Origin of the sequence: Duganella sp. 1411 (assembly GCF_017833525.1) — a bacterium.
Taxonomy (GTDB): domain Bacteria; phylum Pseudomonadota; class Gammaproteobacteria; order Burkholderiales; family Burkholderiaceae_D; genus Rugamonas.
This window is the reverse complement of record NZ_JAFICD010000001.1, coordinates 1,608,505-1,629,152: the sequence shown is the minus strand read 5'-3', so window position 1 is coordinate 1,629,152 and position 20,648 is coordinate 1,608,505. Positions and strand designations below refer to the sequence as shown.

Sequence of the window (20,648 nt, the reverse complement as noted above, 5' to 3'; positions counted from 1 at the left end):
TTTTATGTATACAAGATCGTCCACGTTGGATACATTGTCAAGCTCAAACCGCATTTATAATGAAAACCTGTGCGGCGAAAGGCATCGACTACCATGACTACCCATTCCGCAAGCTTGCGCGAACAAATAGAAGAAATGATCGCGGTGGGCGCGTTCAAGCCCGGCCAGCATCTGGACGAAACCGAACTGGCGACCCGCTTCGGCGTGTCGCGCACGCCGATCCGCGAGACGCTGATACAGCTCTCGTCCATGGGGTTGGTGGTGATCCGGCCGCGTCGCGGCGCCATCGTCGCCGAGCTGGGGCCGCAGCAACTGGTGGAGATGTTCGAGGTGATGTCGGAACTGGAGTCGACCTGCGGCCGACTGGCGGCGCGGCGCATGACGCCCGAGGAGCAAAAGACTTTGCTGGCCGCGCACGAGGCCTGCGAGGCGGCCATGCGGGCGCACGAGCCGGACGACTATTACTACAAGAACGAGGTGTTCCACGAGGCGATCTACGCCGGCAGCCATAACCAGTTCCTGATCGAGCAGACCCGCAACCTGTACCGGCGCCTGCGGCCCTACCGCCGCCTGCAGCTGCGCGTGCGCGACCGCCTGGCCAATTCCTATCGCGAGCATGATGGGGTGGTGCAGGCTATCCTGGCCGGCGATGGCGACTTGGCGGCGCGGCTGCTGCGCGATCACGTGATGATACAGGGGCAGCGCTTCTCGGACCTGATGGCGTCCCTGCCGCGCTTGACGCAGGACGCGGCCTGACGATGAACGCCGGGTTAGTCCCGGCTGGCCGCACCGCGCATGATGCGCACCGGTTTAACCTCGGACGTGGCGGGATCGGCCGGCAGCATATCGGCCAGCGTCTGTTTGTCCAGCACGGCCAGGAAGGCCTTGGTGGCGTCGTTGAGTGTATGTTTGAGGCGGCAGTCGGGCGTCAGCGGGCAGGTGTCGTTGGCGCGGTCGAAGCACTCCGCCATGAAAAAATCCGTCTCGGTGGCGCGGACCAGCGCACCGATATTGATGTCCTTCGGCTCCTTGCCGAGGCGAAGACCCCCGTTGCGGCCGCGCACCGTCTCCACCAGCCCGGATTGGCCCAGCTGATAGACCACTTTCATCAAGTGGTTTTTCGAGATCACGTGCAGGTCGGCGATATCCTGGATGGTGACCAGGCGATCCCGGTTCGCGCTGAGGAAGAGCAGCGTGCGCAGCGAATAGTCGGTAAAAGAGGTCAGTCGCATTGGTGAGTCGTTAAAGCAGTTTAAGGCGCTATTCTAACCGCGGATGTATATTCGTGCGTCGGCGTACCGACGATCACGCCGACGCACCGCAGACTGAAGGCAAAATCAAGGAGGAATCATGGTCAACGAAGAGTCGCGCCGCCAGTTCGTCAACGAGCTATGGCAGCGCTTTGAGGCATTGCAGCAGTGGGCCGAGGAGAACTGGCCAGACAAGGAAAATCCGCTGTCGAGCGCCGATTTTGTCGAGTCGCGCAAGGAGATACTGGGACTGCGCTATCCGGCGCAGGCGCCGGCCGGGCTGCCGGCCGATCGGGAGCCGGAGCAGGGTGGTGCGCAGTACGAGAACCTCAATCCTACACCCTGGCCTTGACAGCGACAAATTCTGAATCACGTAGGGCGGATTAGGCGGAACGCCGTAATCCGCCATCGATGCGCCGTCGACGTCCCAACGACGGCCGATTCCGCCGCGCTAATGCGTCACCGGCTTGCCGGTCTGCGCCAGCAGCCACGCGATCATGCTAACCACCAAACTGGCCAGCACGCCCCACGCCAATTTGAGCGCGCTGTCGAACAACAGCGGCGCCACCAGCCCCGAAACCAGCGCAAACAACAGCATCTGAATAAACGACTGCATCGACGACGCCAGTCCGCTGTTGTTCGGGAAGTAGTCCAGCGCGATCATCGACAGCGGCGTCATGGCCAGCGCCAGTCCGAACGAGTAGATAAACAGCGGCATCACCGCCCAAGGCACGGCCGCCACATAATAATAGTTGTAGGCCACATTGATCACGCCCGCCACGATCATGACGGCAAAGCCCATCCAAGCCTGCGTCTTGCGCGAGAATTTATGCGCGAACTTCCCCGACAAGGCCGACCCCACCACCATGCCGCCGATCAGCGGCACGAACATCCACGCGAACGCCGTTTCAGGCAAGTGCAGAATGTTCATGACAAAGTAGGCCGCCGAACCGATATACAGCGCCACGCCCGCGAAGCACATGCCCACGGCGATCGACAGCAGCAGGAAGTGGTGGTGGCACAGCACCTTCCAATAGTTTTTGGCGATCGGCCCCAGATGAAACGGATGGCGGTCCTTGACGGCCAGGCTTTCGGGCAGCGCGCGCTGCACGGAGATGAACATCAGCGCGCCGAAGGCGGCGAGGAACCAGAACACCGAGCGCCAGCCGAAACCGACCTGCAGCCAGCCTCCCAGCACCGGCGCGATCGCCGGGGCGAGGCCGAACACCATCATGATGTGGGCCAAAATCTTCTGCGCCTCGGCGCCGGAAAATCGGTCCATAACGACGGCGCGGCCAACCACCGAGCCGGCGCCGGCGGCCAGGCCCTGCACCACGCGGCAGGCCAGCAGCACGCCGATCGACGGCGCCAGGGCCGCGCAGATCGAGGCCGCGATGTACAGCACCAGCGATACCAGGATCACCGGACGGCGGCCGAAGGAGTCGGACAACGTGCCGTAGAACAGCATCATGAAGGCAAAGCAGAACAGGAACATGCTCAAAGTCTGCTGGATGATCAGCGGACTGGCATCGAACGTCTGGGCGATGGCCGGGAAGGAGGGAAGGTAGGTGTCGATGGCCAGCGGTCCGACCATGGTCAGACCCGCCAGCAGGAGCGTCAGCAAAATATTCATGAAAGGGGTATTGTTCGTTAGACCCGCATTTTACGCGATATACGATTAGCTCATATCGAAGCAAAAAATGCTTCCTTCCGACTTGAAGGGGCGGCGGCTAAGCTATACAGTGGGACATCGCGTCCGCGTTTTCTATTCCAGCCTATATTTGAGACATCATGACTATCGACACTTTTGACGAAACCGGCGTGAGGCCGTCGCATTGGAATCTGGCCAGTGTGATCGAGCAACTGCGCGTGTCGCGCGAGGCGACGCACAATATCCGCCACCACGGCAAGGTCAGGGAGCTGCCGTCGCGTGAGGCGCTGACGATCATCGTCAACGGCCTGTCGGCGGTGCTGTTTCCGACCCACTACGGCCGCCCGAACCTGACCGACGAAAGCATCGATTATTTTGTCGGCGATACGCTCAATACGACCTTGAACCGCCTGACCGAGCAGGTTCGGCGCGGTTTGCAGTTCTCGTGCGAGGAGGCGGTCGTCGACGAGGAAAAGATGACCCGTTGCGCCCACGCGATCACCCGTGAGTTCGCGGCGGGGTTGCCGGCGATCCGCGCGCTGATGGTCTCCGATGTGCAGGCGGCGTTTTCCGGCGATCCGGCGGCGACGTCGGTGGCGGAGATCATGCTGTGCTATCCGGGCACCATCGCGATTTTGTATTACCGTCTGGCGCATAGCCTGCATCGTCTGGGAGCGCCGTTCCTGGCGCGCTTGATTTCCGATATCGGCCATTCGCTGACCGGTATCGACATCCACCCCGGCGCGCAGATCGGCGGTAGCTTCTTCATCGACCATGGCACCGGCGTGGTGATCGGCGAGACGGCCATCATCGGCCAGCGCGTGCGCCTCTACCAGCACGTGACCCTGGGCGCCAAGCGCTTTCCGGCCGACGACAAGGGCGTGTTGATCAAGGGCGTGCCGCGCCACCCGGTGGTGGAGGACGACGTTGTGATCTACGCCGGCGCGACCATCCTGGGCCGCATCACCATCGGCGCCGGCTCCACCATCGGCGGCAACGTGTGGCTCACCCAGAGCGTCCCGCCGGGCAGCAACGTGTCGCAGGCGCAGATGCGCAACGACTAAACCCGCACCCTTTTAGCGATACGCATCCGCTACCACTTAGGGGTCGTACCCCGCATGGGGTACGACCCCGCGTGGCGGTGCGGGTTTAAGCGGCCGATTTCAATGGCGCCGCCACCTCGGCGGCGTCGATACGCACTTGCCGGCCGGCGTGCGTCGGCGCCAGTCGCGGCCCCTGTCCGAACACCTGTTCGCGCAGCGTACCGGGCGCATACTCCTTGCGATAGCGCCCGCGCCGCTGCAGTTCCGGCACGATCAGCTCCACCACATCGCCCATGCTTTCGTGGGCCACCGCGAAGGCCAGATTGAAGCCGTCGATTCCCGTCTCGTCCTGCCAGGCCTCCAGCTGATCGGCCACCTGCGCCGGATCGCCCACCAGCACCGGCCCGCGCCCGCCAAGGCCGATGAACTCCGCCGCTTCGCGCACCGTCCACTTGCGGTCAGGGTCCGCCTGGCTGAACGACGCCAGCGCCGAGCGCCCGGCCTCCGAATCGATATATTCGATCGTCGCATCCAGCGCGTAGCGGCTGAAGTCGACGCCGGTCCAGCCGGACAGCAGCGCCAACGCGGCCTCGATATCGATATGCCGGCGGTATTCCTCGTGCTTGGCGCGCGCCTCGGCCTCGGTGGGCGCGGTGACGATCAGCGCTTGCGCATAGATCTTCAGCGCATCGCCATCGCGGCCGGCGGCCCGCACCGCCGCCCGCAGATCGTCGGCATACTTCTTCACCACCTGCTTGCTCGGACCACTGACGAAGGTGCACTCCGCGTGCCTGGCCGCGAAGGCCGTGCCGCGTGGCGAGGTACCGGCCTGGTACAGCAGCGGCGTGCGCTGCGGCGAAGGTTCGCACAGGTGAAAGCCCGGCACCTTGTAATGCCGTCCGGCGTGATTGATCGGGTGCACGCGCGAGGGTTCGGCATACACGCCGCGCTCCTTGTCGTTGACGACCGCGTCGTCGTCCCAACTCTTTTCCCACAGCTTGTAGACGACATCCATGTATTCGTCGGCCAGGTCATAGCGCTCGTCGTGGCCCAATTGCTGGTTCAGTCCCAGGTTGCGCGCCGCGCTATCCAGGTAGCCGGTGACGATATTCCAGCCGATACGGCCGCGCGTCAGGTGGTCGAGCGTCGAGATGCGGCGCGCGAAGGTGTATGGATGCTCGTACGTCAGCGCGCATGTCACGCCGAAGCCCAGGTGCGTGGTGGCTTGCGCCATCAGCGGCACCAGTGCCAGCGGGTCGTTCAGCGGTGCCTGCACGCCGTGGCGCAGCGCCGCGTCGGCGCTGCCTTGATAGACGTCGTAGGCGCCCAGCACATCGGCCAGGAACACCGCGTCGAAGCGGCCCGCCTCCAGCAGCCGCGCCAGTTCCGTCCAGTGTTCCGGATCGGTGTAGCGATGGCCATTGTCGCGTGGATGCGTCCACAGGCCCGGCGATTGATGGCTCACCGTGTGCATCTGGAAGGCGTTGAAGCGTATCGGTTTGCTCATTATTTTCCCGAGTTGGGCTTGCCGACGGCTTCCAGCGCCAGTTGGTAATCGGTCTTGGCGTAGTCGGCGAAGTGTTTGTCGGTCACCTCAAGGAACTCCTGCGAGCGGTAGGCGGCCGCGATATCCCTGGCGAACTGCTTGTCCCTGTCGGCAGTGCGCACCGCCACCAGGTTGGCGTAGTTGGGCGAGATTTTCTCGGTCGCCAACGCATCTTTCAGCTTCAGGCCCGAGGCCAGCGCGTAGTTCCCGTTGACGAAGGAGTAGTCGGTGTCCTGCAGCGATCGTGGCAGTTGCGCCGCCTCCAGCGGTATCAGCTTGATCTTTTTGGTGTTGGCCGCGATGTCCTTTTCCGACGCGCGCACCGGATCGTACTTCTCGCGCAGCTTGATCCAGCCCAGTTGATCGAGCAGCACCAACGCGCGCGCCTGGTTGGTCGGGTCGTTGGGCAGGGCGACGGTGGTGCCTTCCTTCACATCGTTGAGCGTCTTGTGTTTTTTGCTGTAGATGGCGATGGGGGCGGTCGGCACTTTCACCAGTTCGGACAGTTGCAGCTTGTGCTCTGTCGAGAACTTGGTCAGGTAGACGATGTGTTGGAAGATGTTGGCGTCCAGCGAGCCCTCCGCCAGCGCGAAGTTGGGCTGGATGTAGTCGTTGAACTCCACCAGCTTGACCTTGTAGCCCTGTTTTTCAAGTATCGGCTTGATGCCCAGCTTGACCTGGTCGGCGTATGGTCCGGCGCTGGTGCCGATCACCAGTTCCTTCGGGTCCTTGGCGTTGGCGATGGTGTGGGCGCCGGCGGCGAGGAGCAGGGCGGCCAGCAGCAGTTGACGGCGGTTAGGTGTTTTCACGTTGTTTTCCTCTAGCGTTTATCGATACGTTTGGCGATGCGGTTGCCGGTGAACTGGATCAGTTGCACCATGACGATCAGGATGGCGACGGTGGCGACCATGATGTCGGTTTCGAAGCGGTAGTAGCCATAGCGGATCGCCAGGTCGCCGATGCCGCCGCCGCCCACCACGCCGGCCACCGCCGAATAGGACAGGAAGCTGATCGACAGCACGGTCAGCGCCAGCACCAGGCCGGAGCGGGCTTCGACCAGTAGCACGCGCAGCACGATCTGGAGTTCCGACGCGCCCATCGCGTGCGCCGCCTCGACCACGCCGCGCGGCACTTCGCGCAGGTTCTGTTCCACCATGCGGGCGAAGTAGGGGATGGCGGCGAATGATAGCGGCACGGCGGCGGCCAATGGACCGATCGACGTGCCGGCGATGATGCGGGTGAACGGCACCAGCGCCACCAGCAGGATGATGAACGGGAACGAGCGCACCGTGTTGACGAACCAGCCCAGCACCAGCGCGGCGGGACGGTTTTGCAGCGATTGGCCGTCCGCGACCAGGAACAACAGGATGCCGAGCGGTCCGCCGATCAGCACCGCCGCCGACAGGCCGATGGCGAGCATGGTCAGCGTCTGGCCAAGGGCGACGCCCATTTCGGGCAGCATGGCGACGACGTTGACGGCCGAGACGCTCAGGGAACTGATGGAATCAAACATGGGCGCTCTCCCGGTGCGGTGTGTGGGCGTGGGCGGCGACTGCCAGCGTTGCCGCGCCGTGCTGCGCCAGTTCGCGGCCCAGGGCGGTTTTGCGCGGAACCGCGAGGCCGGCCGCGTCGTCGAGCGCGAATTGTTCGGCGATCGCGCCGTCCTCGATAACGGCGACGCGGTTGCAGATCTCCCCGATCACCGACAGTTCGTGGCTGACGATAACGATGGTGACGCCGAGCCGGTGGTTGATATCGCGCAGCGTGGCAAGCAGGGCGCGCGTGGTCTCGGCGTCCAGCGCGGAAGTCGGCTCGTCGCATAGCAGCACGGCCGGTCCGCTGGCCAGGGCGCGGGCGATGGCGACGCGCTGTTTCTGGCCGCCGGAAAGCTGCGCCGGATAGCTGGCGGACTTGCCGCCCAATTCGACCAGTTCCAGGCACTGGTTGACACGGGCGGTGATGCCGTCGGCCGTCAGTCCGCCGTGGATGCGAAGGGGGAAGGCGACGTTGTCGAATACGCTGGCGTTCTGCAGCAAATTAAACTGCTGGAAGATCATGCCGATATTGCGGCGGGCGTCGCGCAGATCGCGCTTGTTCAGCGATGTCAGCTGGCGGCCGTCGACTTCGATCAGGCCTTGGTCGGGGCGTTCGAGCAGGTTGATGAGGCGCAGCAGCGTGGATTTGCCGGCGCCGCTCTTGCCGATCAAGCCGAAGATGTCGCCTTGGCCGATCGATAGCGAGACGTCGCGCACGGCGTGGAACTCCCCGCCGCCGGGCAGTGCGAAGGTTTTGCTCGCGTGGGTAATGTTGATCAATGTAGTCATCGGAAATCTGGGTTGGTTAATACCACGTATCCACGTATCCACGTATCCACGTAGGGCGGATTAGGCGGAACGCCGTAATCCGCCATGTATGCGCCGCCGACGGAGCGTGGCGGATTACGCTGCGCTAATCCGCCCTACGTGTTTTAGATGTCTAGAGCTTCTTCAGGAATACGCGGTCGGTTCGGGCACGGTGCCATCGAGCGCGAAGCGACCGAGGTCTCGGATCTTGTAGTCCACCGGGTCGTGCAGCGTGTGCACCCTGACGTTGCGCCAGAACCTGTCGTAGCCGTACCTGGCGGAGGTCGAGCGGGCGCCCGTCAACTCGAACATCTGGTTGCTGACGTCGATGCCGGCGGTGTGGGCCAGCACCTTTGCCTCGGCCACGGCGACGGCCAGCTCCCCGCGTTCACGCGCGGTGACCGCGTCACCCAGACGGAACAACCTGTCGAGCTCCCGCGCCGCGTGGTCGGCCAGCACCGCCGCCGGCCGCAGCTTGAGCCACAGCTGGCCGAAACGGTGCTGTATCAGCGGATCGGCGGCGGCCGAGGCCACGCCGGAGGCGAACCAGGGCCGCGCTTCGTTCAACGTGTAGGTGCGCGCCGCCTCGAAGGCGCCTTCGCCGATGCCGAGATACAGGTTGGCCATGATCAGCTGCGCGATCTGCGAGCGCAAGGTCGCCCGGGCGGTGGGCGTGTGGCCCGGCGCCTGCAGCACTTGCGTCGATGGCAGCGCCACCTGCGTGAAGTGGACGTTGCCGCTATCGGTCTGCCGCTGGCCGAAGGCATCCCAGTCGGCTTGCACCGTCACGCCCTCCTGGCGGGTCGGCAGCACGCCGATCAAGGCGGTTTCGGTCTCCGCGTGCCAGGCGGAGATGGTCAGCCAGTCGGAACCCACGGAGCCGGATGAGAAACTCTTTACGCCATCGAGCACGAAGCCATAGTCGGCGTCGACTGCCGTGGTGCGGCGGTCCAGCGGATTGAGCGCGTTACCCCAGAACAGATTCTGTTCCACGGTCTGCGTCAGGAAGCGGCGCTGCTGCTGCGGCGTGCCATATAAATCGACGCCGGCCAGTTGCAGATAGTGGAAGCCCAGTACGTGCGCCAGCGCGCTGTCGGCGCGCGCGAGGATGCGGATCACTTGGTAGACCGTCGGCCAGTCGGCGCCCTGGCCGCCGAACGCGGTGGGGATGGATAGCGTGAGCAGGCCGGATTCGCGTATCCATTCGCGCTCTTGTGCCGCGTGGCCGCCGGCCCGGTCGCGGGCGTTGGCTGTTTCCGCCAGGCGCTTGGCCAGATCGATGGCGACGCTTAGTGGGGCCGGCACCGCATCCTGTGTCGGATGCTGCGCCGTTTTGAGTAAGGCTTTAGACATGGTATGTCCGTTAAAGGGTCTCGGTGCCGCCAGTATTGCACCCGCCCCCTTAAACCGTACACGAAGAAATCCAGCTTTCCTTATGCGGAAAATCGTTGTTGGACGTGTCTACGAGGTGAGTTGACCCGGAACCTCCAGCACGCGCGGCATATGGCCGGTGTGCTCCAGGAATCGCTCCAGCGTCTCGTGCGTCAACGACACCGTCGCCGTGTTCCGCAAGGGATGCGCCTGGACGGCGGTAGCATCCCACACCGCGTTGTCGATCACCACTTCGACCGCACCCTCGTTGTCGTTGATCAGCGCGAGGATGCTGACCGAACCGGGCGCGATGCCCAGGTGTTTCATGAGCCGCTCAGGCGAAGCCATACCGAGTTTTGTCGACGGCAGCACGCGCGCCAGCTCCGCGAGGTCGATACGCTTATTGAACGGCACGATGATCAGGAAGTGGCGTTTGCCGCCGCCGTCGCGCGCAAAGATATTCTTGGTCATCAGGCCTGGCATCGACGGCGCGGAGGCGAGCGCCTCCTCGATGGTGTGCACGGGCGGGTGCTCCGCCAGATGGTATGTAGTGCCGGTTTGATTCAGCCAGTGGATAAGCGTACTTTCCATGTCGGGTCCTGGAAGCGGTTACTTGGATAAGGGTGGAAAAAATTCAATTTACCTTATTTGGAAAAATCATGAAATGTAATCCGCATATCAAAGCGCAAAACTATTCGTTTTGATTTCAAAGGTGCGGATTTATTCTGGTCGCCACAACATCAATGGGGACCAGAGCATGAGCATTCTTCTTTTAGGCGGCAGCCCCGCGGCGACGTCTAGCACCGGCCGTTTGCTGGATCATGTCGGCGAAAAGCTGGCCTTGCACGGCCACCGCTACAGCAAGCTGCAGGTGCGCGATCTGCCGCCGCAGGCGCTGCTGCACGCCGACACGTCGGACCTGGCGATCAAGCGCGCGTTGGCGGCGGTGGCTGCCGCCGACGCGGTGGTGATCGCCACCCCGGTTTATAAAGCGTCGTTCACCGGCATTCTGAAAGCCTTCCTCGACCTGCTGCCGCAGGATGGACTGGCCGGGAAGCTGGTGCTGCCACTCGCCACCGGTGGCAGCCAGTCGCACATGCTGGCGCTGGATTACGCGTTGCGGCCGGTGCTGCACGCGCTGGATGCGCGGCACGTGCTGACCAGCGTCTACGCCACGTCGCAGCAGCTGGTCTGGGTCGAAGGCTCCGGGCTGGCGCTCGATCAAGCGATCTCCTGGCGCGTGCAGGCCGGCGTGGAGGCCCTGTCCGCAGGCCTGAACGCGTTGAGTGGCCGCATCGGCGACAGCTACGTGGTACCGGCCGAGCCGGTGCGCCTGGCCAGCTAAATCACTATCAAGGAAGAATTGATGAGTATCGAACAAAAGCGCGCCGCGCGCCGCTACACTTTGGGCCTGCTCTTCGCCGCCGGTGTGCTGGCCGCAGGCACACCCACCATCGCGGCGGCGCAGGCCAAGCCGGAAGCGCAGACCATTCGTATCGGCTATCAAAAATACGGCACGTTGACGCTGTTGAAGGGACGCGGCACGCTGGAACAGCGGCTGGCTGCCAAGAACATCGCCGTCAAATGGACCGAATTCCCCGCCGGGCCGCAGCTGCTGGAGGGCCTGAACGTCGGCGGCGTCGATTTCGGCACCGTCGGCGAAGCGCCGCCGATCTTCGCGCAGGCGGCCGGGGCCAACCTGGTTTATGTCGGCAACGAGCCGCCATCGCCGGCCAGCGAGGCGATCGTCGTCCCCAAGGATTCGAAGATCCGCAGCCTGGCCGACTTGAAAGGCAAAAAGGTCGCGCTGAACAAGGGCTCGAATGTCCACTACCTGCTGGTCAAGGCGCTGGAAAAGGCGGGCATAGGCTATAAGGACATCGATACCGTCTTCCTGCCGCCGGCCGACGCCCGCGCAGCCTTCGAGCGCGGCAGCGTGGACGCCTGGGTGGTCTGGGACCCGTTCCTGGCCGCCGCCGAGAAGCAGCTGGGCGCGCGGGTTCTGGCGGACGGCAAAGGGCTGGTCGCCAACCACCAATTCTACCTGGCCGCGCGTCCGTATGCGGAAAAGAACCAGGAAGTGGTCCGCATCGTGCTGGAGGAAATCGCCAAGGTGGACGAGTGGGGCGCCAAAAATCCGAAGGAGGTCGCCACCATCCTGTCCGCGCAGACCGGCCTCGATACCGACGTGGTGGCGCTGGCGGCCTCCCGCTATGCCTACGGCGTCAAGCCGATCACCGCCGACGTGCTGCAACAGCAGCAAAAGCTGGCCGACGCTTTCTCCACCCTCAAACTGATTCCGAAACCGATCGCGGTCAAGGATGCCCAACTGCCGGCCAAACAGCTGGCGGCGCAATAAGGAATCGAAACCATCATGTCACTGAATATCTTCTGGTTTATCCCGACCCACGGCGACAGCCGCTATCTCGGCACCTCCAAGGGCGCGCGTCCGGTCGATGCCGACTATCTGAAACAATGCGCGGTCGCCGCCGACACGCTGGGCTACGACGGCGTGCTGCTGCCGACCGGCCGCTCCTGCGAAGACGCATGGGTGGTCGCCTCGTCGCTGATCAGCGTCACGCAAAAGCTCAAGTTCCTGGTCGCGATCCGGCCCGGCCTGACCACGCCCGGCCTGGCGGTGCGCATGGCCGCGACGTTCGACCGTTTATCCAACGGTCGGCTGCTGATCAACGTCGTCACCGGCGGCGACCAGGGCGAACTGGAGGCGGACGGCCTCTATGCCGACCACGCCAAGCGCTATGAGATATCGGATGAATTCATCCGCGTATGGCGCGCGTCGCTGGCGGGCGAGGGCGGCGACGCCGGCTATGACTTCGAGGGCAAGCATATCAAGGTCAAGGGCGCCAAGACGTTGTATCCGGCGGTGCAGAAGCCTTATCCGCCGCTGTACTTCGGCGGCTCCTCCGAGCCCGCGCACGAACTGGCGGCCGAGCAGATGGATGTCTACCTGACCTGGGGCGAGCCGCCGGCCGCCGTCGCCGAAAAGATCGCCGACATCCGCGCGCGCGCCGCCAAGCATGGCCGCACCGTCAAATTCGGCATCCGCCTGCACGTGATCGTTCGCGAAACCAACGAAGCCGCGTGGCGCGCCGCCGACGAGTTGATCAGCCATCTGGACGACGACATCATCGCCAAGGCGCAAGCGGCGTTCGGCAAGATGGATTCGGTCGGACAGCAGCGCATGGCGGCCTTGCACGGCGGCCGCCGCGACAAGCTGGAAGTCTCGCCCAACCTGTGGGCCGGCGTGGGCCTGGTGCGCGGCGGCGCCGGCACCGCTTTGGTCGGCGATCCCGAGACGGTGGTCGCGCGCATCCGCGAATACGCCGACCTGGGGATCGACACCTTCATCTTCTCCGGCTACCCGCATCTGGAGGAGTCGTACCGCTTCGCCGAACTGGTGTTCCCGTTGCTGGGCAAGGGCAAAGCCGTGGGCGAGCAGTCGCTGAGCGGGCCGTTCGGCGAAGTGATGGCCAGCGATATCGTGCCGAAGAAGGCGGCTTGAGATGGCGGCCGTCTTACCACAACCGCTAGTCAAGGGCACCCGCAAACCGGCGCGTAAAAATGCCGGCGGACGGACGCAAAGCAGCGTGTTCGCGCCATGGATCTTGCCGGTGCTGCTGATCGCCGGCTGGCAGGCGGCATCGCAACTGGGGTGGCTGTCGAGCCGCATCCTGCCGGAGCCGTGGGCGGTGGCCAAGGCCTTCTGGACGCTGGCGGTGTCGGGCGAGCTGTGGATACATCTTCGCACCAGCCTGTGGCGCGCGATCAGCGGCTTCGCCATCGGCGCCGGACTGGGGCTGGCGCTTGGCCTGCTGACCGGCAGCTTCCGCCGCGCCGAGACGCTGCTCGACACCACGCTGCAAATGGTGCGCAACATCCCGGCGCTGGCACTGATACCGCTGGTGATCCTTTGGTTCGGCATCGACGAAACGGCCAAGCTGTTCCTGCTGGCGGTGGGCGTGTTCTTCCCGGTGTATCTGAACACCTTCCACGGCATCCGTTCGGCCGACCGGGGCCTGATCGAGATGGCGCGCAGCTACGGCCTGTCCGGCTGGCCGCTGTACCGCGACGTGATCCTGCCGGCGGCGCTGCCGTCGATTTTGGTGGGCGTGCGCTTTTCGCTGGGTCTCGTGTGGGTGCTGCTGATCGTGGCGGAGACGATTTCGGCGCAAGCGGGCATCGGCTACATGACCATGAACGCCCGCGAGTTCCTGCAAACGGACGTGGTGCTGGTGGGGATACTGCTGTACGCGCTGCTCGGCAAGGCGGCCGACCTGCTGTCGCGCGGCCTGGAAAAGCGCTTCCTGCGCTGGAATCCCGCTTACCGCTGATTTGATGGAGTCAATGATATGAACATTTCGACCGCTTTATTCGATGTCCCCGGTTTGAGCAAGGCCAGGGCGCAAAACGCGCCCGCACCGGCGCCCGTCAAGCGCCAGGGCGTCTCGCTGGCGCTGGAGGGCTTGAGCAAATCCTTCGGCGAGCGCGAGGTGTTGAAGAACGTCCGGCTCGAGCTGCACCCCGGCGAGTTCGTCGCCGTGGTGGGGCGCAGCGGTTGCGGCAAGAGCACCTTGCTGCGCGCGATCGCCGGCCTGGAGACGGCCGACGAAGGCAGCATCGCGATCGGCAGGGGCGCCATCGGCGCCAGCATCCGCATCATGTTCCAGGAGGCGCGCCTGCTGCCGTGGAAGACGGTGCTGGAGAACGTGGCGCTAGGCTTGCCGCGCTCCCTGAACGCGGCGGCGGCGACGTTGTCGACGGTCGGCCTGGCGGAGCGCGCCGACGATTGGCCGGCGGAGCTCTCGGGCGGTCAGCGGCAGCGCGTGGCGCTGGCGCGCGCCTTGCTGCACGAGCCGCAGTTGCTGCTGCTCGACGAGCCACTGGGCGCGTTGGATGCGTTGACGCGCATCGAGATGCAGCAGCTGATCGAGGCGTTGTGGTTGCAGCGCGGGTTCACGGCGGTGCTGGTCACGCACGATGTGCAGGAGGCGCTGGCCCTGGCGGACCGTGTGGTGCTGATCGAGGAGGGGCGCATCACGCTCGATCTGAAGGTGGATTTGCCTCGGCCGCGCGCGCGGGGCAACGCGGCCTTCGCGGCGCTGGAGCAGCGCTTGTTGAGCCGCATCCTGCATCACCCCGAGCCGCAACAAGCCGCCGCCGCCTGATCCCCGGAGGCCATGAAAACCCGGGGACCTGTCTACGCTTTAAACCCCCACCGCCGGCAGCGTCTGTGCAAACTGGGAGACGCCGTCGAGGTTGAACAGCTCGACCTTCATCGCCTTGGTGCGCGGGTCGATATTGACTTCACCAAAGAACTGGTAGCCGGCAAACGGCGAGGAGTTCTGGATCAGCGGGCTTTTCGAGAATACCGCGGTGGGGCCGAAGGTTTTGTCGAGCACGCCCGGTCCGAAGGTGCCGGCGTTCATCGGGCCGGCGACGAATTCCCAGAATGGGGAAAAGTTCGTGAACCGGGCCTGGGCGGGATCGTAATAGTGGGCGGCGCAGTAGTGGACGTCGGTGGTGATCCAAACCACGTTGGGGACCGCCTTGATACTGCTGAGCAGGCGGGCCATTTCCAGTTCGCGGCCGAGTGGAGCGCCGTCGTTGCCGTTGGCGAGCGCTTCCCATAAGGCCTCGCCCTGGGCGTTCTTGCCGTCGCCGACGTTCAGGCCGATGGGCATGTCGGCGGAGATGACTTTCCAGGTCGCGGTCGAGGCTTTCAGCCCGGCGATCAGCCATTCCACCTGTTCACGTCCCAGGAATGCCGAGCTGGCGTCCTCCGCGGTTTGCAGGTTGGTGCTGTTCGGACCACGGTAGCTGCGCATGTCCACGACGAATACGTCCAGCAACGGGCCGTGCGAGATGGTGCGATAAATGCGCTGCGGTTCGCTTTGCTTGTAATAGCGCATGGGCGCATATTCGAGAAAGGCGCGACGGCCGCGCGCGGTGAGGGTCGCAATGTTTTTTTCGGTGTAACGCGTATCGGCCGATAAATCCTTGGACGCGCTGTAGTTATTCGTCACTTCGTGATCGTCCCATTGCCAGACCTGCGGCACCTGCGCGGCGAACTTGCGGAAGTTCGCATCCATCATATTATAGGCATGGCGGCCGCGGTATTCCTTCAGCGTTTCCGCGACCTTGCTGACTTCTTCCGTGACCAGATTACGCCAGACCTGGCCGTTTTCCGCCGTTACCTGGGCCAGGATCGGTCCGTCGGCATAAATCGTGTCGCCGTTGTGGATGAAAAAGTCCGGGTCGCGCAAACGCATCGCTTCATAGATTTTCATGCCGCCAAAATCGGTGTTGATGCCCCAGCCCTGGCCGCACTGGTCGCCGCTCCAGTGAAAACGCACGGCCCGGGTTCCATCGGCAGCCGGCGTGGTCCGGAATTGACCCGAGATGGTTTCGCTTTCGATTTTCGAATTGTTGGGATCCACATAGCGCACACGCACGAATACCGTTTGGCCGGCGGGCAAGCCGCTCAGGTCGACACGGGTGGTGAAATCGGTGGCGTCGCTGGCAGTGGGGCCAACGATGCGGCTGGAGTTGTTGAAACGGTCGCTGGTATCGTATTCGACAATCATCTGCGCGTTGCGGTCGGTCCGGCTCCAGATGATCGCCCGTTCATCCGTAACGTCGCCGAACTGTATCCCCGACAGCATCTTGGGCCGTTCGTTCTCGCTGACGCCGATGGCCGTGGGGCTGCTACTGCCGCAGCCCCCCAGCAGCAGGGAGCCGCCCAATGCGGAACTGCCCACCAATGCCCCACCTTGGGCCAGGAAATTGCGACGTGAAATCGATGAAGTCATGCTTGCTCCGATCATTTGAGAGCGGACAAGCTTAGTTTTTTAATATGACATGGCGATGAAATCGTCAACGGAACGGGGGCGGGACGGTTAAGTGGTCCGCCCCCCTCCGCCTTATGGCGGATTCGCTTCTAGCCGCGCTCCGTTATTATTATTCCCACGCCGTATGATCGATTTTATCGATAGTAAAGCGGTAAATTTTTCGTTTTACAACTTTAGATGTCGCGAGCATAATCATTCCCACTCGAGAACATCAACGGGCTGGCCAGGCTCGTCCGTTAGCGTTCTTATTTGTGTTCCAACATTCTGGAGTCCTACATGAAAAAAATCTTCGCCCTGATGGTCGCCGCTGGTATCTCGATGTCCGCCGTTGCCGCACCGGAATCGTTCACTTCCGATGCCAACCATACCTTCTCGAGCTTCTCGTATAGCCACTTCGGCTACTCGCTGCAGACGAGCCGCTTCAACAACACCAGCGCCAAGATCACGATCGACCGCGCCGCCAAGACCGGCTCGGTCGAAGCGACCATCGACACCAAATCGGTCGATACCGGCTCGAAACTGTTCGACCAGCACATCCAGGGCGAGGATTTCCTCGACACCGCCAAGTTCCCGACCATCACCTACAAGTCGACCAAGGTCAACTTCAAGGGCGACACCCCGTCGACCATCGAAGGCAACCTGACCGTCAAGGGCGTGACCAAGCCAGTGACGCTGACCGTGACCGGCTTCAAGTGCATGGACCACCCGATGATGAAGAAACTGGCTTGCGGCGCCAACGCCACCGCCACCATCAAGCGTACCGAATTTAACGCAGGTAAATACGCACCTAACGTCGGCGACGACGTTACCCTGACCTTCGCGGTCGAAGCACTCAAGGACTAATCGAACTGAGCTAGCCTCAATTCGTTGGCCTTGATGTGGGCCGGCGCGGTAGCCACTCCGCGCCGGCCCATTATATTTTTAGGAGTAGTACGATGAAATTGAAGCAGCTCGCATTCGCTGTCACCCTGATCCATACCGTCGCGCTGGCGACGTCGGCGCAGGCCGCGACGGACCTGATCATCACCAACGGCAAGATCGCCACGATGACGAAGGAGGGCGTGTTCGCCCAGGCGCTCGCCATCCAGGACGGCAAGATCCAGGCCGTCGGCAGCAACGCCGCCATCCTCAAACTCAAATCGGCCAACACCCAGTTGATCGACGCCGGCGGCAAAACCGTCATTCCCGGCCTCAACGATTCCCACCTGCACATCATCCGCGAGGGCTTGAACTACAACGCCGAGTTGCGCTGGGACGGCGTGACGTCGCTGAAGAAAGCCTTGCAAATGCTGAAGGAGCAGGCGGCGCGCACACCGGACGGCGCCTGGATCAAGGTCGTGGGCGGCTGGAACGAGTTCCAGTTCGAGGAAAAGCGGCTGCCGACCCTGGCCGAAATCAACGAGGCGGTGCCGGACAAGCCGGTGTTCATTCTGTACCTGTACGGCCTGGGCTTCCTCAACCAGAAAGGCATCGCCACGCTCGGTTACAACGCCGACACCAAATACAAGGACGGCGTGGTCGAACTGGGCGCCGACGGCAAGCCGACCGGCCTGCTGATCGCCAAGCCGAACGCGATGATCCTGTACACCACCTTGGCCAAGACCAACGTGTTGCCGCGCGAGCAGCAGATCAATTCCACGCAGCAGTATTACACCGAACTGAATCGCCTCGGCTTAACCAGCGCCATCGATGCCGGCGGCGGTGGCCAGGCCTATCCGGACGACTACGCGGTCAGCCTGGAGCTGGCCAGGAACGGCAAGCTGACGGTGCGCACGTCGTATTATCTGTTCGCGCAAAAGCCGGGCAAGGAGCTGGAGGATTACCAGCGCTGGCTGACGCAGACCAAGCCGGACAAGAATGACCATCTGTTCTACGCCAACGGCTACAACACCGAGGGCGGCGGCGAGAACCTGGTGTGGAGCGCGGCCGACTTCGAGAACTTCCTCGAGCCGCGCCCCAACATGCCGAAGGAGATGGAGAGCGAGCTGGAGCCGGTGCTGCGGCTGCTGATCAAGAACCGCTGGCCGTTCCGCATCCACGCGACGTATGACGAGAGCATCGACCGCGACTTGGCCGTCATTGAAAAGGTCAACAAGGACACGCCGCTGAACGGCCTGCGTTGGTTCTTCGACCACGCCGAGACCATCAGCGACAAGCAACTGGCGCGGGTGAAAGCGCTGGGTGGTGGCATCGCCGTGCAAAACCGCATGCACTTCCAGGGCGAGCTGTACTGGAAGCAGTACGGTGCGCAGACCCGCCAGATGCCGCCGATTAAGAAGATGCTGGAGATGAAGATTCCGGTCGGCTTGGGGACCGATGGCACGCGCGTGAGCAGCTATGGTCCGTGGCCGTCGATCTACTGGGCGGTGACGGGCAAGACGGCGGGCGGCCTGAGCTTGTGGCAGCCGGGCGATGTGCTGAGCCGCTACCAGGCGTTGAAGCTGATGACGCAGGGCAGCGCCTGGATGAGCGGCGAGGAAAAGCTCAAGGGCACGCTGGCCAAGGGGCAATACGCGGACGTGGTGATCTTGCCGCAGGATTACTTCTCGATGGATGTCGAGAAGATCAAGAATCTGGAAAGCAGTCTGACCATTGTCAATGGCAAGGTGGTGTATGCCGGGCCGGAGTACAAGCAGCTGGCGCCGGCCGTGCCCGAGGTGCAGCCGGAGTGGAGCCCTGTGAAGTATTACGGTGGTTACCAGAACAAGTAAGTTTTAACCCGCACGGCGTGAATGTCCGGGGTCGGACCCGGTGGGTCCGACCCCGCCGTACCGGGTTCTTTGCATCACACCAACCCGTACCACCCCAAGATCGCGCCCGCGCCCAGCAGCCACAGCAAATGCAGCCGGGTGCGCCAGATCACGACTCCGGCGGCGACCGACAACAGCCACAGCGGCCAGTCGGTGGTCCAGTCGCGATTGGCGCTGCCTAAGATGATCCCCACCGACACCATCAACCCGACCACCACCGGCGCCATCCCCTGCTTGAAGGCCCGCACGCCCAGCAGCTCGCGGTTGCGATGGCCCCAGCGCGCGGCCAGGTAGGTCAGTGTGGTGCTGGGAATCATGATGCCGAGCATCGTCACCGCCACTCCGGCGAACGCGGCCGTGTAGCTGCCCGCGTTCAGCCCCACGTTCCAGCCCATCAGCGCGACGAACAGCACGTTCGGCCCCGGCGCGGCCTGGGCGATGGCGATCGAGTCGTTGAACTGCGATTGCGTCAGCCAATGGTGCTCCTCGACCAGAAAGCGGTGCATTTCCGACGTCGTCGAAATCGCGCCGCCGATCGACAACAGCGATAACAGCATGTAATGGCCAAACAGGTTGAGCCAATCGGCAAAGCTCAGCACGACATGGATGGGCGCCTCGCTCATGGCCGCTTTCCCTTCATCGTGCGGTAGGTCAGCGTGACGGCGACGCTGCCGAGGATGAGCAGGGTGTAAGCCAGCGGCAGCCGCAGCACCACGACAAAGCCGACGCACAGCAAAGCGATCAGTCCGGTCAGCCACAGCGGCAACGGGTGCTTGCGCAGCGCCGAGGCCAGCTTCAGCCCGGTAGCGGCGATCATGCCGGCCGACACGGCCGCCATGCCGCGCAACGCGCCGGCCACGCCCGGATGGTTGGCATAGTGCGCATGCAGCAGCGCCAGGCCCAGCACCACCATCAACGGCACCGTCAGCATGCCGGCCAGCGCCGACATGGCGCCGCGCAGGCCGTAGTAGCGGCCGCCGATCATCAGCGCCAGGTTGACGACGTTGGGACCGGGCATGATCTGGGCGACCGCCCAGTCCTCGAGAAACTCCTCCTGCGTCAGCCAGCGCTTGCGCTCGACCATTTCGCGCTGTACGACCGCGAGCACGCCGCCGAAGCCTTGCAAGGCCAAAACGGTGAACGAGAGGAATAAATCAAACAGCGAAGTGGGGCGGGGGCGTGGCGTCTCTGGGGTCATCCGGTCATTATCGCCCCGGTTATTGCCCCGTGTCTATTGCGTTCAGTACAGGCAATATTTTAATTCTAGAATGATAGGAGCCTGACATTGACTTTGGCTCCGGGTCGCTCATACTCCCGTTGCACGTCTTTGATCGGGATCAAATATCCCTTAACCTTTCGCTAAGGATCATGATGAACGCCTTGCTAGCCCACCGCCTGGAGTCTGTTCCCCAAACCGATTTCCAACAGCAAAGACACGACGAGCAGTGCAGCGCCGTCGTCGACCGTGGCATTATCGTGCAGTCGAGCTTCAATACGATTTGCGCCATCGAGTACATGAAATCCCATAACGTGGCGCCGCAGGTGATCGAGCGGGTGTTGCTGAATCCTCAACAGCGTCGCAAGGCGCGGCACTGAGCGCGGCCGATGAAACTGGTCCCCGTTTAGTTATGCACACATCATGTTGACAAGAATTTTTTTAAAAGAATTTTGTTTAACAATCGATGTGGTGGCAAGTCTTTGATTTCTAAGGGGTTTAATTTTGCCTTTTGGATGGGCAGTTTGTAGAAAACCGCGTCGTTACAGGCGCGCCGCGTTGTCAATGGGGTGTTGTCCACATAGATATCCACAGATGCTGTGGATATCCG

22 protein-coding genes are annotated in these 20,648 nt (G+C 63.1%); 11 read left to right on the top strand and 11 right to left on the bottom strand.

The window, feature by feature from the left end; genetic code table 11:
* The first annotated feature begins 93 nt into the window (after window positions 1-93).
* Window positions 94-756, top strand: coding sequence for a GntR family transcriptional regulator (locus JOD97_RS06565; RefSeq protein ID WP_209714440.1), 663 nt, complete (start codon window positions 94-96; stop codon window positions 754-756).
* Between the two features lie 14 nt (window positions 757-770).
* Here the strand turns inward: JOD97_RS06565 and JOD97_RS06560 are convergent, their stop codons facing one another.
* Window positions 771-1,232: an Rrf2 family transcriptional regulator gene (locus tag JOD97_RS06560; protein ID WP_209714438.1), complete on the bottom strand. Its 462-nt coding sequence runs from the start codon at window positions 1,230-1,232 to the stop codon at window positions 771-773.
* 118 nt (window positions 1,233-1,350) lie between these two features.
* On the opposite strand from JOD97_RS06560, the gene JOD97_RS06555 reads away from it, so the two are divergent.
* Window positions 1,351-1,602 carry a hypothetical protein gene (locus JOD97_RS06555; protein ID WP_209714435.1) on the top strand — a complete coding sequence of 84 codons (252 nt, stop codon included), beginning with the start codon at window positions 1,351-1,353 and terminating at the stop codon, window positions 1,600-1,602.
* Between the two features lie 99 nt (window positions 1,603-1,701).
* On the opposite strand, the gene JOD97_RS06550 is transcribed toward JOD97_RS06555, so the two are convergent.
* Window positions 1,702-2,883: a multidrug effflux MFS transporter gene (locus JOD97_RS06550; RefSeq protein ID WP_209714433.1), complete on the bottom strand. Its 1,182-nt coding sequence runs from the start codon at window positions 2,881-2,883 to the stop codon at window positions 1,702-1,704.
* Between the two features lie 158 nt (window positions 2,884-3,041).
* On the opposite strand from JOD97_RS06550, the gene epsC reads away from it, so the two are divergent.
* The gene (gene epsC, locus JOD97_RS06545; RefSeq protein WP_209714431.1) at window positions 3,042-3,965 is read left to right on the top strand and encodes a serine O-acetyltransferase EpsC; all 924 of its coding nucleotides are present in this window, start codon (window positions 3,042-3,044) and stop codon (window positions 3,963-3,965) included.
* Between the two features lie 85 nt (window positions 3,966-4,050).
* On the opposite strand, the gene JOD97_RS06540 is transcribed toward epsC, so the two are convergent.
* The 6 genes from JOD97_RS06540 to JOD97_RS06515 all read right to left on the bottom strand — a co-directional run bounded on the left by JOD97_RS06540 (window position 4,051) and on the right by JOD97_RS06515 (window position 9,794).
* Window positions 4,051-5,451 (bottom strand): LLM class flavin-dependent oxidoreductase, encoded by a 1,401-nt coding sequence (locus tag JOD97_RS06540; RefSeq protein ID WP_209714429.1) that lies wholly within the window; start codon window positions 5,449-5,451, stop codon window positions 4,051-4,053.
* The gene (locus JOD97_RS06535) at window positions 5,451-6,299 is read right to left on the bottom strand and encodes a MetQ/NlpA family ABC transporter substrate-binding protein (protein ID WP_209714427.1); all 849 of its coding nucleotides are present in this window, start codon (window positions 6,297-6,299) and stop codon (window positions 5,451-5,453) included. The genes JOD97_RS06540 and JOD97_RS06535 overlap by 1 nt, the downstream gene beginning before the upstream one ends.
* Window positions 6,300-6,310: 11 nt before the next feature.
* A complete protein-coding gene (locus tag JOD97_RS06530) occupies window positions 6,311-7,003 on the bottom strand; it encodes a methionine ABC transporter permease (RefSeq protein ID WP_209714425.1) in 693 nt (230 codons plus the stop codon).
* Window positions 6,996-7,814 (bottom strand): methionine ABC transporter ATP-binding protein, encoded by an 819-nt coding sequence (locus JOD97_RS06525; RefSeq protein WP_209714421.1) that lies wholly within the window; start codon window positions 7,812-7,814, stop codon window positions 6,996-6,998. The genes JOD97_RS06530 and JOD97_RS06525 overlap by 8 nt, the downstream gene beginning before the upstream one ends.
* Window positions 7,815-7,976: 162 nt before the next feature.
* Entirely contained in the window at window positions 7,977-9,185 is a 1,209-nt protein-coding gene (locus tag JOD97_RS06520) for an acyl-CoA dehydrogenase family protein (protein WP_209714419.1), read from the bottom strand.
* 108 nt (window positions 9,186-9,293) lie between these two features.
* Window positions 9,294-9,794 (bottom strand): prolyl-tRNA synthetase associated domain-containing protein, encoded by a 501-nt coding sequence (locus JOD97_RS06515; protein WP_209714417.1) that lies wholly within the window; start codon window positions 9,792-9,794, stop codon window positions 9,294-9,296.
* Window positions 9,795-9,960: 166 nt separating this feature from the next.
* Between JOD97_RS06515 and ssuE the strand changes: the two genes are divergently transcribed.
* Genes ssuE through JOD97_RS06490 form a run of 5 tightly spaced genes read left to right on the top strand, consistent with a single transcriptional unit; the run spans window position 9,961 to window position 14,389 of the window.
* Window positions 9,961-10,548, top strand: a complete 588-nt coding sequence (gene ssuE, locus JOD97_RS06510; RefSeq protein WP_209714415.1) for an NADPH-dependent FMN reductase — start codon at window positions 9,961-9,963, stop codon at window positions 10,546-10,548.
* 21 nt (window positions 10,549-10,569) lie between these two features.
* The gene (locus tag JOD97_RS06505; protein ID WP_209714413.1) at window positions 10,570-11,562 is read left to right on the top strand and encodes a sulfonate ABC transporter substrate-binding protein; all 993 of its coding nucleotides are present in this window, start codon (window positions 10,570-10,572) and stop codon (window positions 11,560-11,562) included.
* 21 nt (window positions 11,563-11,583) lie between these two features.
* Window positions 11,584-12,726, top strand: coding sequence for an FMNH2-dependent alkanesulfonate monooxygenase (gene ssuD, locus JOD97_RS06500; RefSeq protein WP_209717260.1), 1,143 nt, complete (start codon window positions 11,584-11,586; stop codon window positions 12,724-12,726).
* 1 nt (window position 12,727) lies between these two features.
* Complete coding sequence (ssuC, locus tag JOD97_RS06495; RefSeq protein WP_209714411.1) at window positions 12,728-13,555, top strand: aliphatic sulfonate ABC transporter permease SsuC; 828 nt, start codon at window positions 12,728-12,730, stop codon at window positions 13,553-13,555.
* An 18-nt stretch (window positions 13,556-13,573) separates the two neighbouring features.
* A complete protein-coding gene (locus tag JOD97_RS06490) occupies window positions 13,574-14,389 on the top strand; it encodes an ATP-binding cassette domain-containing protein (RefSeq protein WP_209714409.1) in 816 nt (271 codons plus the stop codon).
* 39 nt (window positions 14,390-14,428) lie between these two features.
* On the opposite strand, the gene JOD97_RS06485 is transcribed toward JOD97_RS06490, so the two are convergent.
* Window positions 14,429-16,033, bottom strand: a complete 1,605-nt coding sequence (locus JOD97_RS06485; protein ID WP_209714407.1) for an alkaline phosphatase — start codon at window positions 16,031-16,033, stop codon at window positions 14,429-14,431.
* Window positions 16,034-16,348: 315 nt separating this feature from the next.
* Between JOD97_RS06485 and JOD97_RS06480 the strand changes: the two genes are divergently transcribed.
* Together JOD97_RS06480 and JOD97_RS06475 are read left to right on the top strand one after the other, a co-directional pair.
* Window positions 16,349-16,915, top strand: coding sequence for a YceI family protein (locus tag JOD97_RS06480; RefSeq protein WP_209714405.1), 567 nt, complete (start codon window positions 16,349-16,351; stop codon window positions 16,913-16,915).
* Window positions 16,916-17,007: 92 nt separating this feature from the next.
* Window positions 17,008-18,783, top strand: coding sequence for an amidohydrolase (locus JOD97_RS06475; RefSeq protein WP_209714403.1), 1,776 nt, complete (start codon window positions 17,008-17,010; stop codon window positions 18,781-18,783).
* Between the two features lie 74 nt (window positions 18,784-18,857).
* Here the strand turns inward: JOD97_RS06475 and JOD97_RS06470 are convergent, their stop codons facing one another.
* Together JOD97_RS06470 and JOD97_RS06465 are read right to left on the bottom strand one after the other, a co-directional pair.
* Window positions 18,858-19,445 carry a chromate transporter gene (locus JOD97_RS06470; protein WP_209714402.1) on the bottom strand — a complete coding sequence of 196 codons (588 nt, stop codon included), beginning with the start codon at window positions 19,443-19,445 and terminating at the stop codon, window positions 18,858-18,860.
* Window positions 19,442-20,020, bottom strand: coding sequence for a chromate transporter (locus JOD97_RS06465; RefSeq protein ID WP_209714400.1), 579 nt, complete (start codon window positions 20,018-20,020; stop codon window positions 19,442-19,444). The genes JOD97_RS06470 and JOD97_RS06465 overlap by 4 nt, the downstream gene beginning before the upstream one ends.
* 170 nt (window positions 20,021-20,190) lie before the next feature.
* On the opposite strand from JOD97_RS06465, the gene JOD97_RS06460 reads away from it, so the two are divergent.
* Entirely contained in the window at window positions 20,191-20,418 is a 228-nt protein-coding gene (locus JOD97_RS06460; protein WP_229264205.1) for a hypothetical protein, read from the top strand.
* The last annotated feature ends 230 nt before the right edge of the window (window positions 20,419-20,648 follow it).

Excerpts from the sequence above, each read along its gene's own strand:
- JOD97_RS06565 (WP_209714440.1), top strand. The coding sequence starts at position 94 with ATGACTACCCATTCCGCAAGCTTGCGCGAACAAATAGAAGAAATGATC.
- JOD97_RS06560 (WP_209714438.1), bottom strand. The coding sequence starts at position 1,232 with ATGCGACTGACCTCTTTTACCGACTATTCGCTGCGCACGCTGCTCTTC.
- JOD97_RS06555 (WP_209714435.1), top strand. The coding sequence starts at position 1,351 with ATGGTCAACGAAGAGTCGCGCCGCCAGTTCGTCAACGAGCTATGGCAG.
- JOD97_RS06550 (WP_209714433.1), bottom strand. The coding sequence starts at position 2,883 with ATGAATATTTTGCTGACGCTCCTGCTGGCGGGTCTGACCATGGTCGGA.
- epsC (WP_209714431.1), top strand. The coding sequence starts at position 3,042 with ATGACTATCGACACTTTTGACGAAACCGGCGTGAGGCCGTCGCATTGG.
- JOD97_RS06540 (WP_209714429.1), bottom strand. The coding sequence starts at position 5,451 with ATGAGCAAACCGATACGCTTCAACGCCTTCCAGATGCACACGGTGAGC.
- JOD97_RS06530 (WP_209714425.1), bottom strand. The coding sequence starts at position 7,003 with ATGTTTGATTCCATCAGTTCCCTGAGCGTCTCGGCCGTCAACGTCGTC.
- JOD97_RS06525 (WP_209714421.1), bottom strand. The coding sequence starts at position 7,814 with ATGACTACATTGATCAACATTACCCACGCGAGCAAAACCTTCGCACTG.
- JOD97_RS06520 (WP_209714419.1), bottom strand. The coding sequence starts at position 9,185 with ATGTCTAAAGCCTTACTCAAAACGGCGCAGCATCCGACACAGGATGCG.
- JOD97_RS06515 (WP_209714417.1), bottom strand. The coding sequence starts at position 9,794 with ATGGAAAGTACGCTTATCCACTGGCTGAATCAAACCGGCACTACATAC.
- ssuE (WP_209714415.1), top strand. The coding sequence starts at position 9,961 with ATGAGCATTCTTCTTTTAGGCGGCAGCCCCGCGGCGACGTCTAGCACC.
- JOD97_RS06505 (WP_209714413.1), top strand. The coding sequence starts at position 10,570 with ATGAGTATCGAACAAAAGCGCGCCGCGCGCCGCTACACTTTGGGCCTG.
- ssuC (WP_209714411.1), top strand. The coding sequence starts at position 12,728 with ATGGCGGCCGTCTTACCACAACCGCTAGTCAAGGGCACCCGCAAACCG.
- JOD97_RS06490 (WP_209714409.1), top strand. The coding sequence starts at position 13,574 with ATGAACATTTCGACCGCTTTATTCGATGTCCCCGGTTTGAGCAAGGCC.
- JOD97_RS06485 (WP_209714407.1), bottom strand. The coding sequence starts at position 16,033 with ATGACTTCATCGATTTCACGTCGCAATTTCCTGGCCCAAGGTGGGGCA.
- JOD97_RS06480 (WP_209714405.1), top strand. The coding sequence starts at position 16,349 with ATGAAAAAAATCTTCGCCCTGATGGTCGCCGCTGGTATCTCGATGTCC.
- JOD97_RS06475 (WP_209714403.1), top strand. The coding sequence starts at position 17,008 with ATGAAATTGAAGCAGCTCGCATTCGCTGTCACCCTGATCCATACCGTC.
- JOD97_RS06470 (WP_209714402.1), bottom strand. The coding sequence starts at position 19,445 with ATGAGCGAGGCGCCCATCCATGTCGTGCTGAGCTTTGCCGATTGGCTC.
- JOD97_RS06465 (WP_209714400.1), bottom strand. The coding sequence starts at position 20,020 with ATGACCCCAGAGACGCCACGCCCCCGCCCCACTTCGCTGTTTGATTTA.
- JOD97_RS06460 (WP_229264205.1), top strand. The coding sequence starts at position 20,191 with ATGATGAACGCCTTGCTAGCCCACCGCCTGGAGTCTGTTCCCCAAACC.